Source organism: Actinacidiphila sp. DG2A-62, assembly GCF_035825295.1.
GTDB lineage: Bacteria > Actinomycetota > Actinomycetes > Streptomycetales > Streptomycetaceae > Actinacidiphila.
The window spans coordinates 168,969-183,667 of the sequence record NZ_JAYMGI010000002.1; the positions used below are offsets into that span (position 1 = coordinate 168,969).

Genomic DNA, 14,699 nt, shown 5'->3' on the forward strand with positions numbered 1-14,699 from the left:
CGACGGGCGTCCCGACGGGTCAGGGCGCGGTCGGCGCGGGGGCGGCGTGCGGGCCGCAGACCACGTCGTGCGCGTCGAGCGTGCCGGTGAGCAGGTAGGCGTCCACGCGGTCGTTGACGCAGGGGTTGACCAGGTTGGTGACGCCGTGCGAGCCGGCGTGCCGCTCGGTGACCAGCCGTGATCCGGCGAGCCTGTGGTGGAGGGCGAGCGCGCCGGGGTAGGGGGTCGCGGCGTCGCGGGTGCTCTGGACGATGAGCACCGGTGGCAGGCCCGGGTGGCTGCGGACGTCGACGGGGGTGCGCTGCGGCACCGGCCAGGTGGCGCACGGCAGGTTCAGCCAGGCGTTGGGCCAGGTCATGAAGGGGTGGCTGGCGTTCAGCGTGGTGTTGTCGCGGTCCCAGGTGCGCCAGTCGGCCGGCCACCGCGCGTCGGTGCACTCCACGGCGGTGTACACGGCGCCGGCGTTCTCCGCGCTCGCCTCGCCCGCGGTGTCGGACGGGTCGGGGGCGGCGGCGTCCACCAGCGCCTGGGTGTCGCCCGCCGCGTAGCGGCTCCAGACCCGGGCGACCGCGGCCCACGCGGTGTCGTAGTAGGGCGCGTTCTGGAAGAAGCCGATGAGTTCGGCCGGTCCGACGGCGCCGCCGATCGGGTGCGCCCCGGCCGCCGCGCGCAGCCGCTGCCACCTCGCCTGCACGGCGGGGACGGTGGCGCCGAGGTGGTAGACGCCGTCGTACCGGGCGACCCAGGTCTCCCAGTCGGTCCAGCGGGTCTCGAACGCGACGTCCTGGTCCAGGTTGTCGCGGTACCAGATCCGGTCGGGGGACGGGTCGACGACGCTGTCCACGACCATGCGTCGCAGGTGGGTGGGGAACAGGTCGGCGTAGACCGCGCCGAGGTAGGTGCCGTAGGACACGCCGAGGTAGGTGAGCCCGCGCTCGCCGAGTGCGGCCCGCAGGACGTCCAGGTCGCGGGCGGCGTTGGGGGTGGTCATCTGGGAGAGCACGGCGGCGCCGGTGCGGCGCAGGCATCCCGCCGCGTACGCGCGGGCGGCCCGGCGGTGCGCCTGCTTGTCGGCCTCGCCGCCCGGCACCGGGTCCGCCTTGGGCGTCCTGGCGAACTCCCGCGGGTCCTGACAGGAGATCGGCGCGGAGTGACCCACGCCGCGCGGGTCGAACCCGACGAAGTCGTACGCCTTCGCGGTCTTCGTCCACAGCGCGGCGCCGGTGGTGCTGCGCACCGGGAAGCGCAGCCCGGAGCCGCCGGGACCACCGGGGTTGTACACCAGCGCGCCCTGGTGCTCCTCGGGCGTCCCGGTGCTGAGCGCGCGGTCGACGGCGAGCTCGATGCTCGCGCCGAACGGCCGGGCGTAGTCGACCGGCACGGTCACCCGGCCGCACTGCACGGGCGCGGCGAGCCCCCAGCCCTCGGGACACGCGGCCCAGTCGATGCCGCGGCGCGCGGCGTTCCTCGCGGCGATCACCACGCCGACGGACTCCGGGACGTCCACGGACTCCGGCACGCCCGCGGGCCCCGGGACTCCCGCGGACCCCGGGACTGTCGCGGGCCCCGGGGCTTCCACCGCGTCCGGCCGCGGCGGGGGCGCGATCCGCGCACCGGCCGCGGGCGCGGTGGTGAGCGCAGCGGCGAGCAGGACGCCGCCGGAGACGAGGACGATCGTGCGTCGCACGCTGTGGAACACCCCCTGGGAAGCCGCGCGGCGAGGCCGCGGCGGACGACAGTGCCGAGGTGCCCATCCTTTCCCCTGCGGAGGCGCGGTGAACGGTCCGCGCGGGTGATTCCCCGTCACGTCGGGGTGACGGCCCCTCAGCGCCGGCAGCGCCGCGCGCCGTTCCTCCCCGGGCGCGCCCCTCCCCCGCGGGCGCGCTTCGGCGTCAGGCGCCCGGTGCGCCGTCGCGCCGGCCGCCGGCGGCCGGGTCGCGGTGCTCGGCGGCGATGCCGAACCGCCGGCGTTCGCCCGTGGCGGACGGCAGGCTCCCGACGGTGGAGACCGTGCTGATCACCTGCTCCTCGTCGGCCGCGTCGAGGTCGCGCAGTCGTTGCAGGTCAGCGGCGGAGACCAGGGCGACCAGGGGCTTGCCGTGCCGGGTCAGGACCACCTGCTCACCGCCGTAGACGACGCGGTTGATGAGGTCGGCGAGCTCGGCTCGCGCTTGTGTCACCGGGACGTCATGGGTCATGCTCCCCATCATAACGAGATGTACGTCCTGTACATTTTGATCAGACGGAGGTGTGCGCGATGATCCGACCGACAGCCCGCTACGTCCTGCCCGAGTTCACCGAGCGCAGCAGCAACGGCGTGCGGACCATGGACCCGTACTCCAAGCTGCTGCAGGAGCGGATCGTCTTCCTCGGCACGCCGATCGACGACACCTCGGCGAACGACGTGATGGCGCAGCTCATCCACCTGGAGAGCGCCGCCCCCGAGCAGGACATCCACCTCTACGTGAACTCCCCCGGCGGATCGTTCTCGGCGATGACCGCGATCTACGACACGATGCAGTTCGTCACCTGCGACGTGGCGACGGTGTGCATCGGGCAGGCCGCCTCGGCGGCGGCGGTGCTGCTCGCCGCGGGGGCCGCGGGCAAGCGGATGATCACGCCGGGGGCGCGGGTGCTGATCCACCAGCCCTCGCTGTCCGAGGCGGTCCGGGGCGACACCTCGGACCTGGAGATCCAGGCCGCCGAAATGCTGCGCACCCGCGAGCAGTTGGAGACGCTGCTGAGCCGGCACACCGGCCAGGACGTGGAGCGGATCAGGACCGACATCGAGCGGGACAAGCTCTTCGACGCCGAAGCGGCCGTAGGCTACGGCCTGGTGGACCGGCTGACCACCAGCCGCAAGGGCAACACCGCCCCGTACGGCCTGCGGTGAGCCCCGATGACCGCTGAACTGCCGCCGCTGCCCGCCCTGACCAGGTCGGAGGGCGAGGTCGTCGACTGCTATCTGGAGGTCGTCGACCTGCTCGGCCGCATCAACCCCTCGCGCACGACCGACACCTACGCGGCGCTGCGGGCCGCCCAGGCGCTGGTCGGGCGGGCGGTGGCGCTCAAGGAGGCGCTGACCGTCATGCACATGCGCGGCGAGACCGAGATGCACCCGGCCACGCTGGGGCGGGCGCTGAGGGTGCTGGACGGCGAACGGCGGTCCGGGCGCGTCGCGGTGACCCCGGCGGCGCCCGCCGGACCGGGGGATCGCTGAGCCGCCGCCGGCTGAAACCTCCTCAGCTGCCGTGCGTGCCGGCGTACGTGACGCTGCGCAGCCGACACGCGCGACACGCGGCGCGAGTTGCTCATTCCGTTGGGCGTATGAAAACACGGTCCGCACATCGGCCCGCAGTTGCGCGTGTCGCCTGGACCTCGCCGTCGGCCCCGGTCTCTGCGCTGGTCAGGGCCGCGTGCGAGCCGCTCGGAAAGGGCGCGCGGCGGCTCGTTCATCCTGATAGGTGAAAGGTGACGAGGCTCACACGACGCGATTTCAGCGCCGCATCGGGCCGTCCGGTGCGTAACGATCCGTGGTGACGACAAGCCCCCGCCGCCGTGGCGGGGCGGTCCACGCGGACGCCCAATCCCGCCGCCGCGCGGATGACCGGTCGACACGAGTGCAACGGCGGGAGCGGAGGACCCAGCACGACGGGGCGGGGTCCGGGCGGCGATCTGCCGTCCGGACCGCCCCTTGGGGTGAAGCCGCTGTGCGCGGCCGGGCATCTTCGCCTGCTCGAACCCGACAGGTCATCCTTCGCAGGCTGACGACGAAGGGTTGCGCATGTCCGCGCTCCACCGCTCATCCTCTGCGGCGCCCGGCCGGTCCTCGGCGGCGCCTTCCGCGTCTTCCGCATTTTCAGTGTCCGCCGCGTCCTCCGCGCCTCCAGCGTCCTCCGCGCCCGCCGCCCCCTCTCCGGGCGCCGGCCGCACCGCGCGCACCAGGCTGTCCCGGATGGGGGCGGCGTCGGTGCTCACCGCCGCGGCCGTGGCCGTCCCCACGCTGCTGCCCGGCGGCGCCCAGCCCGCGCAGGCCGCCACCCTCGCCGCCAAGGCGCTGAAGGTGGCGGCCTCCAAGAAGGGCTCGCCCTACCAGTGGGGTGCGACCGGGCCGTCCCGCTTCGACTGCTCGGGGCTGACGCTCTACTCGTACAAGCGGGCCGGCCGGAAGCTGCCGCGCACCGCGGCGGCCCAGTACAACACCACCCGGCACATCACCGCGGGCTCCCGCAGGGTCGGCGACCTGGTGTTCTTCCACAGCGGCTCGTCCGGCTCCTCGGTCTACCACGTCGGCATCTACGCGGGCAGCGGCCGCATCTGGCACGCGCCGAAGACGGGCGCGCGGGTGCGGCTGGAGAAGATCTGGACCAGGAGCGTCTGGTACGGGCGCGTCGGCTGACGGGTGCGGCGGCCGACGTCCGCGGCGAGCCGACCGCCGCTGCGGCCGACGTGGCCGCGACCCCGCTCAGAGCACCGGGACCGCCCACGGGATCATGATCCACACCGTCTTGCCGCCGTCCTCGGTGGGCGTGACCTCCAGCCGGCCGCCGGACTCGCGGGTGAGGTGGCGGACGATCACCATCCCGCGGCCGTTGTCCTGGCGGACCGCGGCCGGCAGCCGCTGCGGCCGGCGGGGGTGACTGTCCGTGACGCCGATGTGCAGCTCCTCGGAGCGCTCCAGCCGCACGTCCACGGTGAAGGTCGGCGACATCCCGGAGGTGTGCAGCACCGCGTTGGTGGCCAGCTCCGACACGATCAGCCGGACCGAGTCCACCGCCGGGGAGTCCGGCGGCAGCCCCCACGTCACCAGCAGGTCGCACACGTGGCTACGGGCCGTCGTCACCGACGCGGGATCGCTCGGCAGGGTGATGGAGGCTTCCTGGAGATCTGCCATGGCGACGCTGTTCCCTTTCCCGCCGTGACCGGACCGGCGCGAGCACCCGTGAGGCGCACCGCGGACATGTCTGCGAGCGTGCGGTCCGCACCGGAGTGCCTCCATCGTGCCGCCATTACGGACTGTTCACCGAGCAATGCATATATCTGTCCCTCAAATCAGTGAACTCTGCTACGTGGATACGCATTCGCTCGGCACAATGGCGTATCGCGGCGGCACCACCCGGGGAACAGCAGGAGGGGCGAATCAGCATGGAACGAGTCCCCGCCGTACGGCGGCGCAGACTCGGCGAGGAGTTGCGCAGGCTGCGCGATCTGGCCGGGCTGACCAGCGGCCAGGCCGCGCGGCGAGCCGGCTGGCACCAGTCGAAGGTGAGTCGTATCGAGACCGGCCGCAGCACCGCCACGGCGGAGGACGTGATGCTGCTGCTCGACGTGTACGGGGTGCGCGACCGGGCGCTGCGCGACCTGCTGGCCACCCTCGCCGGCCGCGGCAGCAGCCGCGGCTGGTGGCACGACTTCCGGGACGTACTGCCCGTGGAGTACCGGGACTTCATCAGCCTGGAGACCGGCGCGGTGCAGGCCCGCTCGCTGGAGAACAGCGTGGTCCCCGGGCTGCTGCAGACCCCGCGCTACGCCCGCGCGCTCACCCGCGACGTGATGCCGCACCTGGACCGCCGGGCGGTGGACTCGCTGGTGGAGGTGCGCACCGCGCGGCAGGCGGTGCTGCGCCAGGACCCGCCGCTGGAGCTGTGGGCGGTGCTGGACGAGGCGGTGCTGCGGCGCGGCGTCGGCGGCCGGGAGGTGATGGACGGCCAGCTGCGCCACCTCCTGGAGGTGGCCGAACTCCCCCATGTGCGGCTGCAGGTGCTGCCGTTCTCCGCCGGCGGCCACATGGGGGTGACGAATTCTTTCGTCATGTTCTCCTTTCCGCGCACCTCCGATCTCGATGTGGTCGTCGTCGACCATTTGACCAGCAGTCTTTACGTGGATCGGAAAGAAGACGTCGCCGCGTACGCCGCCGCCTTCACCAGATTGAGTGCCCGGGCACTTCCGCGCGAGGAATCGACGGCTATGATCACGGCCATCCGTAAGGAGCTGCCCGCCGCGCGCTGCGCATAGTTGGAGGTTTTCATGGCGTCGACGTCCCGTTTCCTTTCCGACCCGATCGCGTCGGGGGCGGAGCCCGCGGGGACGGTCCCGGCCGGCACGGCGCACACGGGCACCGCGCTCACCGGGGCCGCGCTGCCCACGGCCGTGTGGCGGCGCAGCAGTTACAGCACGGCCGCCAACAACTGCGTGGAGACCGCACCGTTGGAGCCGGGACGGCTGGCGGTGCGCGACTCCAAGGACCCGCTCGGCCCGGTGCTCGGCTTCTCCCCCGACGCGTGGACATCGTTCGTGCGGGCCGTCTGCGGCCGGGACGGCGCCGCGCTCACCGCCCGCCCGTAGCCGCCGCGGTCACCGCGCGCCCGCGCCCCGCCGGGTCCGCCGCGGGCCGGCGGCCGCTGTCCGGATTCACCGCGCGCCCGCGGGCGCGCGGCGCACGATCACCTCGACGGCGGCGGCCACCTGGGCCGGCGTCAGCTCGGAGTTGGCGGTCAGCCGCAGCCGCGAGACCCCGTCCGGCACGGACGGCGGCCGGAAGCAGCCGACCGCGAGACCGTCGGCGCGGCAGTCCGCCGCCCATTCCACCGCGCTGTTCGGCGAGGGCGCCCGCACCGACACCACACAGGCGTCGGGCGCGGTCGCGTCCAGACCCGCTTCGGTCAGCCGGCGGTGGAAGGAGCGGGCCGTCTCCCGGGCCCGCTCGGCGCGTTCGGGCTCGCGGCGCAGCAGCCGCAGCGCCGCGAGGGCGGCGCCGGCCGCCGCGGGCGCGAGCCCGGTGTCGAAGACGAAGGTGCGGGCGGCGTTCACCAGGTGCTCGATCACGGCCGCGGGGCCGAACACCACACCGCCCTGCGCGCCCAGCGCCTTGGACAAGGTGGCGGTCGCCACCACGTCCGGCGCGCCGGCCAGCCCGGCGGCCCGCGGCGCGCCCCGGCCGCCGTCGCCGACCACGCCGAGTCCGTGCGCGTCGTCCACCAGCAGCGCGGCGCCGTGGTCGCGGCAGGCGGCGGCGATCCCGGCCAGCGGAGCGGCGTCGCCGTCCACCGAGTACACCGACTCACCGGCCACCACCGCCGGGCCGCCGCGGTGCGCGTCCAGCGCCTTGCGCACGGCCTCGGGGTCGGCGTGCGGGACCACCTCGGTGGCGGCCCGGGACAGCCGGCAGCCGTCGATCAGCGAGGCGTGGTTGAAGGCGTCGGAGACCACCAGCATGCCGGGCCCGGTGAGGGCGGTGACCGCGGCGAGGTTCGCTGCGTAGCCGGAGGCCAGGACGAGCGCGGCGTCGAAGCCGGTGAAGTCGGCGAGTTCCGCCTCCAGTTCCGCGTGCAGCTCGGTGCTGCCGGTGACCAGCCGGGAGCCGGTGGACCCGGCGCCCCACCGCAGGCAGGCGTCGGCGCCGGCCCGGGCGACCTCGGGGTGGCGGCTCAGGCCCAGGTAGTCGTTGCCCGCCAGGTCCAGCAGCGGCGAGTCGGCGGGGCGCGGGCGCAGCGTCCGGTTCAGGCCGGCCGCGCGGCGTGCGGCGTCCCGGTCGGCCAGCCACGCGAAGGGCCCGGCCGGCGCGGCGGCGGGGGCGGGGGCGGCGGCGGGGGTCGGCGCGAACGGGCCGGCGGGGGCCGCGGGTTCCGCCGGGGCGTCGGGGGCCGCCGAAGGGCCGGGGGCCCCTGGATCGGCGGAATCGGCGGGATCGGCGGGGCCGGCGGGGTCAGCGGCGGTGCGCTCCGCAGTGGTCACGTGGGTCCTCGGTTCGGTCGTCGACGCAGCCGTACGGCAGCAACGTACTGGCCCTCACACATGCACACGGTGTGGTGATGCACACACCGCGTGCCACGCGTGTTGTGCCCTCCGGCATTGGCCCGCGGCGGCCCGGTAGGCGAGGATCGCCCCTATGGATCTGCTGACCACTCTCGTGGACAAGGGGCTGCGACGCGAGCTGCCCACCCGGGACGAGGCGCTTGCCGTCCTGGCGACCTCCGACGACGACCTGCTCGACGTGGTGTCCGCGGCCGGCAGGGTGCGGCGCAAATGGTTCGGGCGCCGGGTGAAGCTCAACTACCTGGTGAACCTCAAGTCGGGGCTGTGCCCCGAGGACTGCTCGTACTGCTCGCAGCGCCTGGGCTCGACGGCGGACATCCTCAAGTACACCTGGCTGAAGCCCGAGGAGGCCGCCGCGGCGGCCAAGGCCGGCGTCGCCGGCGGCGCCAAGCGGGTCTGCCTGGTGGCCAGCGGGCGCGGGCCCACCGACCGGGACGTGGACCGCGTCGCGCAGACCATCGCGGCGGTCAAGGACCAGAACGAGGGCGTCGAGGTGTGCGCCTGTCTCGGCCTGCTCGCCGACGGCCAGGCCGAGCGGCTGAAGGACGCGGGCGCGGACGCGTACAACCACAACCTCAACACCTCCGAGGCGACGTACGGCGACATCACCACCACGCACACCTACGCCGACCGGGTCGACACCGTGCGGCAGGCCCACGCGGCCGGGCTGTCAGCCTGCTCGGGGCTGATCGCCGGCATGGGCGAGAGCGACGAGGACCTGGTGGACGTCGTCTTCTCGCTGCGCGCGCTGGACCCGGACTCGGTGCCGGTCAACTTCCTGATCCCGTTCGAGGGAACGCCGCTGGCAAAGGAGTGGAACCTCACCCCCCAGCGCTGCCTGCGCGTCCTGGCGATGGTCCGCTTCGTCTGCCCGGACGTCGAGGTGCGGCTCGCGGGCGGACGCGAGGTGCACCTGCGCACGATGCAGCCGCTGGCGCTGCACCTGGTCAACTCCATCTTCCTGGGCGACTACCTGACCAGCGAGGGCCAGGCCGGCCAGGCCGACCTGGACATGATCGCGGACGCCGGCTTCGAGGTGGAGGGCGCGGACACCGCGACGCTGCCCCCGCACCGGGCCGCCGCTGCGGCCGGCGCCGCCGCGGGGCCGGGGGTGTGCGGCTCGCACGAGGGAGGCGCGTGCGGCTCGCACGAGGCCGGGGCGTGCGGCTCGCACGGGACGGGCGGCTGCGGCTCGGAGACGGCCGGCGGCTGCGGCGGGCACGAGGCGCTGGTCGGCGCCGCGCACGCGTCGGGCGTAGGGGCCGCGCACGCGTCGGGCGTGGGGGCCGCGCACGACGCGGCGGCCGGCGCCGGGCACGAGGAGTCCGCGCGCAGGGACCTGGTGTCGGTGCGCCGCCGCGGCGCGGGGACGGACCTGCCGCCCAATGCCTGAACCGCTCGCGCCGGACGTGCTGCTGGACCTGGACCGGCGGCACGTCTGGCACCCCTACGGTCCGATGCCGGGCCGCCAGGAGCCGCTCGTCGTGGCGTCGGCCTCGGGTGTGCGGCTGCGGCTCGCGACGCCGGCCGAGGGACGGTCCGAGCTGGTGGACGGCATGTCGTCCTGGTGGTCGGCGATCCACGGCTACCGGCACCCGGTGCTGGACCGCGCGGCGCGCGACCAGTTGGACCGGATGAGCCATGTGATGTTCGGCGGCCTCACCCACGAGCCCGCGGTACGGCTCGCGGCCCGGCTGGTCGAGATCACCCCGGAGCCGCTGCGGCACGTCTTCCTCGCCGACTCCGGCTCGGTGTCGGTCGAGGTCGCGCTCAAGATGTGCCTGCAGTACTGGCGTTCGCTGGGCCGCCCGGAGAAGCACCGGCTGCTCACCTGGCGCGGCGGCTACCACGGCGACACCTGGCAGCCGATGTCGGTGTGCGACCCGGACGGCGGCATGCACCACCTGTGGTCCGGCGTGCTGGCCCGGCAGGTCTTCGCGGACGCGCCCCCGCCGGGCTTCGACGCCGAGCCCGACCCGGCGTACGCCGCGCGCCTGCGGGAGCTGATCGGGCGTCACGCCCACGAGCTGGCCGCGGTGGTGGTGGAGCCGGTCGTGCAGGGGGCGGGCGGCATGTCGTTCCACTCCCCCGGATATCTGCGGGTGCTGCGCGAGGCGTGCGACGAGCACGACGTGCTGCTGGTGTTCGACGAGATCGCCACCGGCTTCGGCCGCACCGGACGGCTGTTCGCCGCCGAGCACGCCGGTGTCGCGCCCGATGTGATGTGCGTGGGCAAGGCGCTGACCGGCGGCTATCTGACGATGGCCGCGGCGCTGTGCACCGCGCGGGTGGCGGAGGGCATCTCGCGCGGCGAGGTGCCGGTGCTCGCGCACGGGCCGACCTTCATGGGCAACCCGCTCGCGGCGGCGGTCGCGAGCGCCTCGGTCGACCTGCTGCTCGGCCAGGACTGGGAACGGGAGGTCAAGCGCGTGGAGGCGGGCCTGCGGGAGGGCCTGGCCGCGGCGGCCGGTCTGCCCGGCGTCCGCGACGTCCGCGTCCTCGGCGCGATCGGCGTGGTCCAGCTCGACCACGAGGTCGACGTCCCCGCCGCCACCCGCGCCGCCGTCCGCGCGGGAGTCTGGCTCCGCCCCTTCCGCGACCTGATCTACACGATGCCCCCCTACGTCACCGACGACGCCGACCTCGCGGCGGTCTGCCGAGCGGTCCTCGCGGCGGCGACGGCGGGCTGACCCCTCCGGCGGCGCGCGCCCCCGGCTGCCGGAAGGGGCGCGGGGAACCGCGCGACCGACCGCCACCGGCACAGGGCCCGGACCCGACCGAACCAACCACCCCGAACGGCACACCCCACAAGGAACGGAGCAGCGCATGGCCATCGTGGTCGTCACCGGAACCGGTACCGAGGTCGGCAAGACCATGACCACCGCCGCGGTGGCCGCGGCCTCGCTGGCCCAGGGCCTGAGCGTCGCGGTGCTCAAACCCGCGCAGACGGGCGTCGCGGAGGGCGAGCCGGGCGACGCCGCCGAGGTCGCTCGGCTGGCCGGCCCGGTGACCGCCGCCGAACTCGCCCGCTACCCCGACCCGCTGGCCCCGGCCACCGCCGCGCGCCGCGCGGGCCTGCCGCCGATCACGCCCAACGACGTCGCCGAGGCCGCGGCGAAGCTCTCCGCCGTGCACGACGTGGTCCTCGTGGAGGGCGCCGGCGGCCTGCTGGTGCGCTACGACGAGGAGGGCTCCACGCTCGCGGACGTCGCCGCGCTGATGAGCGCCGGCGTGCTGCTGGTGGCGCCCTCGGGCCTGGGCACGCTCAACGCCACGGCGCTCACCGTGGAAGCGCTCAAGGCCCGAAAGCTCACCTGCCTCGGCGTGGTCATCGGCAGCTGGCCGGGCGATCCCGACCTCGCCGAGCGCTGCAACGTCACCGACCTGCCGCAGGTCGCCGACGCGCCGCTGCTGGGCGCGCTGCCGCGCGGCGTGTCGGCGAAGGAGCCGGAGGCGTTCAGGGCCGAGGCGCCCCAGTGGCTGGCGCCGCAGCTCGGCGGCACCTGGGACGCGCAGGCGTTCACGCAGTTCTACGCGTGAGGGCCGGCGCCGCGGACGGGGGCCGGCGCCGCGGGTGCGGGCCGGCGCCCGCCTCACCCGGTCCACCGGCGCAGCTCCGCCGCGATGCGGTCGACGCCGGCCGAGCCGTCCTTGACCATCCGGGCCAGCTCGCGGACCCGGTCCGGGCTGGTGGTGACCTTCAGCCCGCAGGCCACCAGGTAGGCGTACGCGACGGCGGTGGCGAACAGCGCGTTCGACCGCTCCAGCGCGGGGACGTGCAGCAGCAGCTGGAGCAGCGCCGCGGCTCGGCTGTGCGCGTCCTCGTAGACGGGCCGGCCGAAGATCTCGGCGCGGTGCCTGCTGACGGCGGCGACCAGTGCGCCCCAGTCGGTGACCTGCGGGTCGCCCGGGGTGTTGTGCTCGGCGACCATGAGCAGCCAGGCCAGGTCGATCCGCAGCGTCAACGGGCGGAGCCTTCGGCGCGGCGACCGTCGTGGGCGCCGTCCCGTGCGGCGCGGTCGCCGGGCACGGCGGGACCGTCGGAGACGGCGGGAACGGCGGGATCGTCGGAGAGGGCGGGACCCTCGGGAACGGCCGGATCGTCGGGAACGGCCGGGACCGCCGCGTCGCGGGCGTCGAACTCCTCGGCGAAGACCGCCTCGTACTGCTTCATGAAGTCCGCGGCGGCCTGGACGAACGCCCGGCCGTTCTCGCCCTCGTCCCGGCGGACGAGTTCCTCGATGTAGCGGTTCACGCTGATGCCGCGCTGGGAGGCGCGCTCTCGCGCCGTCTCCGCGGTGGCCTCGTCCACCCGCACGTTCAACTGGGTCTTCGCCATGCGTCCACGCTAGCGCCCTGGTGCTAGTAGCGGCAAGGGCGCGCGTCCCGCCGGGCGGACCCCGGTCGGGTGCGCGGCCGTGCGGGCCCGGGCCGGGTGGTTGATCATGGGACCGAGGTGTTCCATGACCGAAGCGCTTCTGCTGGTGCCGGCCCTGCTGCTCACCTTCGCCTGCGGCCTCTTCGTCGCGGCGGAGTTCTCGCTGACCACGGTCGAGCGGGCCGCGCTGGAGCGGTCCGCCGAGCGCGGTGAGCCGGGCGCCGCCGCGGCCCTCGGCGCGGTGCGGACGCTGACCCTGCAGTTGTCCGGGGCGCAGCTGGGCATCACCGCGACCGGGCTGGTCATCGGCATGCTCGCCAAATCCTCGATCGCCGGGCTGCTGCGCGGGCCGCTGCGGGCCGCCGGGCTTCCGGAGGGCTCCGCCTCCTCGCTCGCACTGGTCCTGGGCACCGCCGTGTCGACGGTGGCGCTGATGGTGATCGGCGAGCTGGTGCCGAAGAACTGGGCGATCGCGCGACCGCTGCCGGTGGCGCGGGCGGTCGCGCCACCGCAGCGCGTGTTCACCGCGGCCTTCGGCCCGCTGATCCGCCACCTCGACAACACCGCCAACCGGGTGCTGCGGCGGTTCGGCATGGAACCCGCCGAGGAGCTGGCGACGGCGCGCGGACCGCGGGAGCTGGCGGCGCTCGCCCGGCACTCGGCGAAGCAGGGCGCGCTGGAGGCGGACACCGCGGAGCTGTTCGTGCGCACCCTCGGCCTCGGCGACCTGACCGCGCAGAACGTCATGACGCCGCGCGTCCAGGTCACCGCGCTGGAGGCGCACGCGACCGCGGAGGACGTGGCGAACGCGACCCGCGCCACCGGGCTCTCCCGCTTCCCCGTCTACCGCGACAGCCTCGACGCGGTGATCGGCACGGTCCATGTGAAGGACGTGCTCGCGGTGCCGGCCGCCGACCGGCCGCGGCTGCCGGTCACCGGGCTGCTGCGCGAGCCGCTGCTGGTGCCCGAGTCGCTGCCGGTGGACCGGGTGATGGAGCGGCTGTCGGGGCGGAAGACCATGGCGGTGGTGATCGACGAGTACGGCGGCACGGCGGGCGTGATCACGCTGGAGGACATCGTCGAGGAGGTGGTGGGCGAGGTCCGCGACGAGCACGACCCGCAGGAGCTGCCCGACCTGCTGTTCCTGCGCGAGGACGGGCAGGGCCGGCGGATCTACGACGCGGACGGCGCGACCCGTACCGAGGACCAGCTGGAGCGGGTCGGCCTGCACGTGCCGGAGGGCCCGTACGAGACGCTGGCCGGCTTGGTCGCGCAGCGGCTGGGCCGCATCCCGGAGCTGGGCGACGTGGTGGAGCTGGACGGCTGGCGGATCGAGGTGACCGAGGCGGCCGGCCACCGCGCGGCCAGGGCCCGGCTGCTGTCGCCGCCGCGCGCGCCGCAGGAGGACGCCGCCGGCGGCGGGGCGGGGGGCGTGCGATGACGGTCGTGCAGCTGCTGATCGGCGCGCTGACGCTGGTGCTGAACGCGGGGTTCGTCGGCGCCGAGTTCGGGCTGATCTCGGTGCGCCGCGAGCAGATCGAGCCGCGGGCGGAGTCCGGTGACCGCCGGGCGCGCGGCGTGCTGTGGGGCCTGGAACACCTCGCGCAGGTGCTGGCCGGCGCCCAGCTGGGCATCACCGCCTGCACGCTGGTGCTCGGCATCGTCGCCGAGCCCGCGATCGCGCACCTGCTGGAACCGCTCTTCCACGCCGCGCACGTGCCGCACGGCGCGGTGCACCCGATCTCGTTCGTGATCGCGCTGGCGGTGGCCACGTACCTGCACATGCTGTGCGGCGAGATGGTGCCGAAGAACGTCGCGCTGGCCGATCCGGTGCGGGCCGCGCTGCTGTTCGGCCCGCCGCTGGTGACGGTGACCCGGGCGCTGCGGCCGGTGATCTTCGCCGTGAACGCGCTGGCCAACGCCGGGCTGCGGCTGCTGCGGGTGGAGCCGAGGAGCGAGGTGGCGTCGGTGTTCTCCGACGACGAGCTGTCGCGGATGGTGGTGGACGCGGGCGCGGCCGGGCTGCTCGACCAGCGGGCGGCGGCCCGGCTGCGGGACGCGCTGGAGCTGGGCAGGCGGCCGGTCGGCGCCATCGTGCTGCCGCCCGACCGGGTGGTCAGGGCGCCGCTGGGCATCACGCCGGAGGGGCTGGAGGCGCTGGGCGCGCGGTCGGGCTTCTCCCGCTTCCCGGTCGCCGACGGCGACGGGCGGGTGCTCGGCTATCTGCACGTCAAGGACGCGCTGGACGCGGAGCCGCGGGACACGCCCTTCCCCCGCTCCGCGCTGCGACCGATCACCCGGGTCGGCGCGGCGGCGCCGCTGGACGACGTGCTGACCGCGATGCGGGCCGGCCGCGCGCACCTGGCCGCGGTGGTGGACGACGAGGGCCGAGGCATGGGCCTGGTCACGATGGAGGACGTGCTGAAGGAGCTGGTGGGGCGTGGTCGCGCCTGACGTACGGGGTCGGCCGCGTCCGCGGCGGCGGTACGGGGTTGCGGCCGAGTCG

15 protein-coding genes and 1 pseudogene are annotated in these 14,699 nt (G+C 74.9%); 10 read left to right on the plus strand and 6 right to left on the minus strand.

Going from position 1 to position 14,699, the window contains the following annotated elements:
- Positions 1-19: 19 nt before the first annotated feature.
- Together VSR01_RS01205 and VSR01_RS01210 are read right to left on the minus strand one after the other, a co-directional pair.
- Positions 20-1,687 carry an alpha/beta hydrolase gene (locus VSR01_RS01205; RefSeq protein WP_442785386.1) on the minus strand — a complete coding sequence of 556 codons (1,668 nt, stop codon included), beginning with the start codon at positions 1,685-1,687 and terminating at the stop codon, positions 20-22.
- A gap of 205 nt (positions 1,688-1,892) precedes the next feature.
- Positions 1,893-2,198 (minus strand): type II toxin-antitoxin system Phd/YefM family antitoxin, encoded by a 306-nt coding sequence (locus VSR01_RS01210; RefSeq protein WP_326447425.1) that lies wholly within the window; start codon positions 2,196-2,198, stop codon positions 1,893-1,895.
- Between the two features lie 59 nt (positions 2,199-2,257).
- Between VSR01_RS01210 and VSR01_RS01215 the strand changes: the two genes are divergently transcribed.
- The 3 genes from VSR01_RS01215 (at position 2,258) to VSR01_RS01225 (ending at position 4,399) form a co-directional block, all read left to right on the plus strand.
- The gene (locus VSR01_RS01215; protein WP_326447426.1) at positions 2,258-2,893 is read left to right on the plus strand and encodes an ATP-dependent Clp protease proteolytic subunit; all 636 of its coding nucleotides are present in this window, start codon (positions 2,258-2,260) and stop codon (positions 2,891-2,893) included.
- A gap of 6 nt (positions 2,894-2,899) precedes the next feature.
- Positions 2,900-3,220 (plus strand): hypothetical protein, encoded by a 321-nt coding sequence (locus VSR01_RS01220; protein WP_326447427.1) that lies wholly within the window; start codon positions 2,900-2,902, stop codon positions 3,218-3,220.
- 735 nt (positions 3,221-3,955) lie between these two features.
- On the plus strand, positions 3,956-4,399 hold the full coding sequence (locus VSR01_RS01225; RefSeq protein ID WP_326447428.1) for a C40 family peptidase: 444 nt from the start codon (positions 3,956-3,958) through the stop codon (positions 4,397-4,399).
- A 66-nt stretch (positions 4,400-4,465) separates the two neighbouring features.
- Here the strand turns inward: VSR01_RS01225 and VSR01_RS01230 are convergent, their stop codons facing one another.
- Positions 4,466-4,894 carry an ATP-binding protein gene (locus tag VSR01_RS01230; protein ID WP_326447429.1) on the minus strand — a complete coding sequence of 143 codons (429 nt, stop codon included), beginning with the start codon at positions 4,892-4,894 and terminating at the stop codon, positions 4,466-4,468.
- A gap of 251 nt (positions 4,895-5,145) precedes the next feature.
- Between VSR01_RS01230 and VSR01_RS01235 the strand changes: the two genes are divergently transcribed.
- Together VSR01_RS01235 and VSR01_RS01240 are read left to right on the plus strand one after the other, a co-directional pair.
- Positions 5,146-6,015: a helix-turn-helix domain-containing protein gene (locus VSR01_RS01235; protein WP_326447430.1), complete on the plus strand. Its 870-nt coding sequence runs from the start codon at positions 5,146-5,148 to the stop codon at positions 6,013-6,015.
- Between the two features lie 12 nt (positions 6,016-6,027).
- Entirely contained in the window at positions 6,028-6,345 is a 318-nt protein-coding gene (locus VSR01_RS01240; protein ID WP_326447431.1) for a DUF397 domain-containing protein, read from the plus strand.
- Between the two features lie 66 nt (positions 6,346-6,411).
- Here the strand turns inward: VSR01_RS01240 and VSR01_RS01245 are convergent, their stop codons facing one another.
- Entirely contained in the window at positions 6,412-7,539 is a 1,128-nt protein-coding gene (locus tag VSR01_RS01245; protein WP_326453445.1) for an 8-amino-7-oxononanoate synthase, read from the minus strand.
- A gap of 349 nt (positions 7,540-7,888) precedes the next feature.
- On the opposite strand from VSR01_RS01245, the gene bioB reads away from it, so the two are divergent.
- The 3 genes from bioB to bioD all read left to right on the plus strand — a co-directional run bounded on the left by bioB (position 7,889) and on the right by bioD (position 11,355).
- The gene (bioB, locus tag VSR01_RS01250; RefSeq protein WP_326447432.1) at positions 7,889-9,208 is read left to right on the plus strand and encodes a biotin synthase BioB; all 1,320 of its coding nucleotides are present in this window, start codon (positions 7,889-7,891) and stop codon (positions 9,206-9,208) included.
- Positions 9,201-10,505 (plus strand): adenosylmethionine--8-amino-7-oxononanoate transaminase, encoded by a 1,305-nt coding sequence (locus VSR01_RS01255; RefSeq protein ID WP_326447433.1) that lies wholly within the window; start codon positions 9,201-9,203, stop codon positions 10,503-10,505. The genes bioB and VSR01_RS01255 overlap by 8 nt, the downstream gene beginning before the upstream one ends.
- Before the next feature lie 136 nt (positions 10,506-10,641).
- Positions 10,642-11,355, plus strand: a complete 714-nt coding sequence (bioD, locus tag VSR01_RS01260) for a dethiobiotin synthase (RefSeq protein WP_326447434.1) — start codon at positions 10,642-10,644, stop codon at positions 11,353-11,355.
- Positions 11,356-11,408: 53 nt separating this feature from the next.
- Here bioD and VSR01_RS01265 read toward each other — a convergent pair whose 3' ends face one another.
- Positions 11,409-11,780, minus strand: coding sequence for a fic family toxin-antitoxin system, toxin component (locus VSR01_RS01265; protein ID WP_326447435.1), 372 nt, complete (start codon positions 11,778-11,780; stop codon positions 11,409-11,411).
- A 173-nt stretch (positions 11,781-11,953) separates the two neighbouring features.
- Positions 11,954-12,154 (minus strand): annotated as a pseudogene (locus tag VSR01_RS01270) (toxin-antitoxin system HicB family antitoxin); the annotation flags it as partial.
- A 124-nt stretch (positions 12,155-12,278) separates the two neighbouring features.
- Between VSR01_RS01270 and VSR01_RS01275 the strand changes: the two are divergent.
- Both VSR01_RS01275 and VSR01_RS01280 read left to right on the plus strand, forming a co-directional pair.
- The gene (locus tag VSR01_RS01275; RefSeq protein ID WP_326447436.1) at positions 12,279-13,634 is read left to right on the plus strand and encodes a hemolysin family protein; all 1,356 of its coding nucleotides are present in this window, start codon (positions 12,279-12,281) and stop codon (positions 13,632-13,634) included.
- Complete coding sequence (locus VSR01_RS01280; protein ID WP_326447437.1) at positions 13,631-14,647, plus strand: hemolysin family protein; 1,017 nt, start codon at positions 13,631-13,633, stop codon at positions 14,645-14,647. Before VSR01_RS01275 ends, VSR01_RS01280 begins: the two co-directional genes overlap by 4 nt.
- Positions 14,648-14,699: the final 52 nt, after the last annotated feature.

Coding starts and splice junctions, on each gene's coding strand:
- VSR01_RS01280 (WP_326447437.1), top strand. CDS start 13,631: ATGACGGTCGTGCAGCTGCTGATCGGCGCGCTGACGCTGGTGCTGAAC.
- VSR01_RS01220 (WP_326447427.1), top strand. CDS start 2,900: ATGACCGCTGAACTGCCGCCGCTGCCCGCCCTGACCAGGTCGGAGGGC.
- VSR01_RS01275 (WP_326447436.1), top strand. CDS start 12,279: ATGACCGAAGCGCTTCTGCTGGTGCCGGCCCTGCTGCTCACCTTCGCC.
- VSR01_RS01255 (WP_326447433.1), top strand. CDS start 9,201: ATGCCTGAACCGCTCGCGCCGGACGTGCTGCTGGACCTGGACCGGCGG.
- bioB (WP_326447432.1), top strand. CDS start 7,889: ATGGATCTGCTGACCACTCTCGTGGACAAGGGGCTGCGACGCGAGCTG.
- VSR01_RS01225 (WP_326447428.1), top strand. CDS start 3,956: ATGGGGGCGGCGTCGGTGCTCACCGCCGCGGCCGTGGCCGTCCCCACG.
- VSR01_RS01210 (WP_326447425.1), bottom strand. CDS start 2,198: ATGACCCATGACGTCCCGGTGACACAAGCGCGAGCCGAGCTCGCCGAC.
- VSR01_RS01215 (WP_326447426.1), top strand. CDS start 2,258: ATGATCCGACCGACAGCCCGCTACGTCCTGCCCGAGTTCACCGAGCGC.
- bioD (WP_326447434.1), top strand. CDS start 10,642: ATGGCCATCGTGGTCGTCACCGGAACCGGTACCGAGGTCGGCAAGACC.
- VSR01_RS01240 (WP_326447431.1), top strand. CDS start 6,028: ATGGCGTCGACGTCCCGTTTCCTTTCCGACCCGATCGCGTCGGGGGCG.
- VSR01_RS01235 (WP_326447430.1), top strand. CDS start 5,146: ATGGAACGAGTCCCCGCCGTACGGCGGCGCAGACTCGGCGAGGAGTTG.
- VSR01_RS01230 (WP_326447429.1), bottom strand. CDS start 4,894: ATGGCAGATCTCCAGGAAGCCTCCATCACCCTGCCGAGCGATCCCGCG.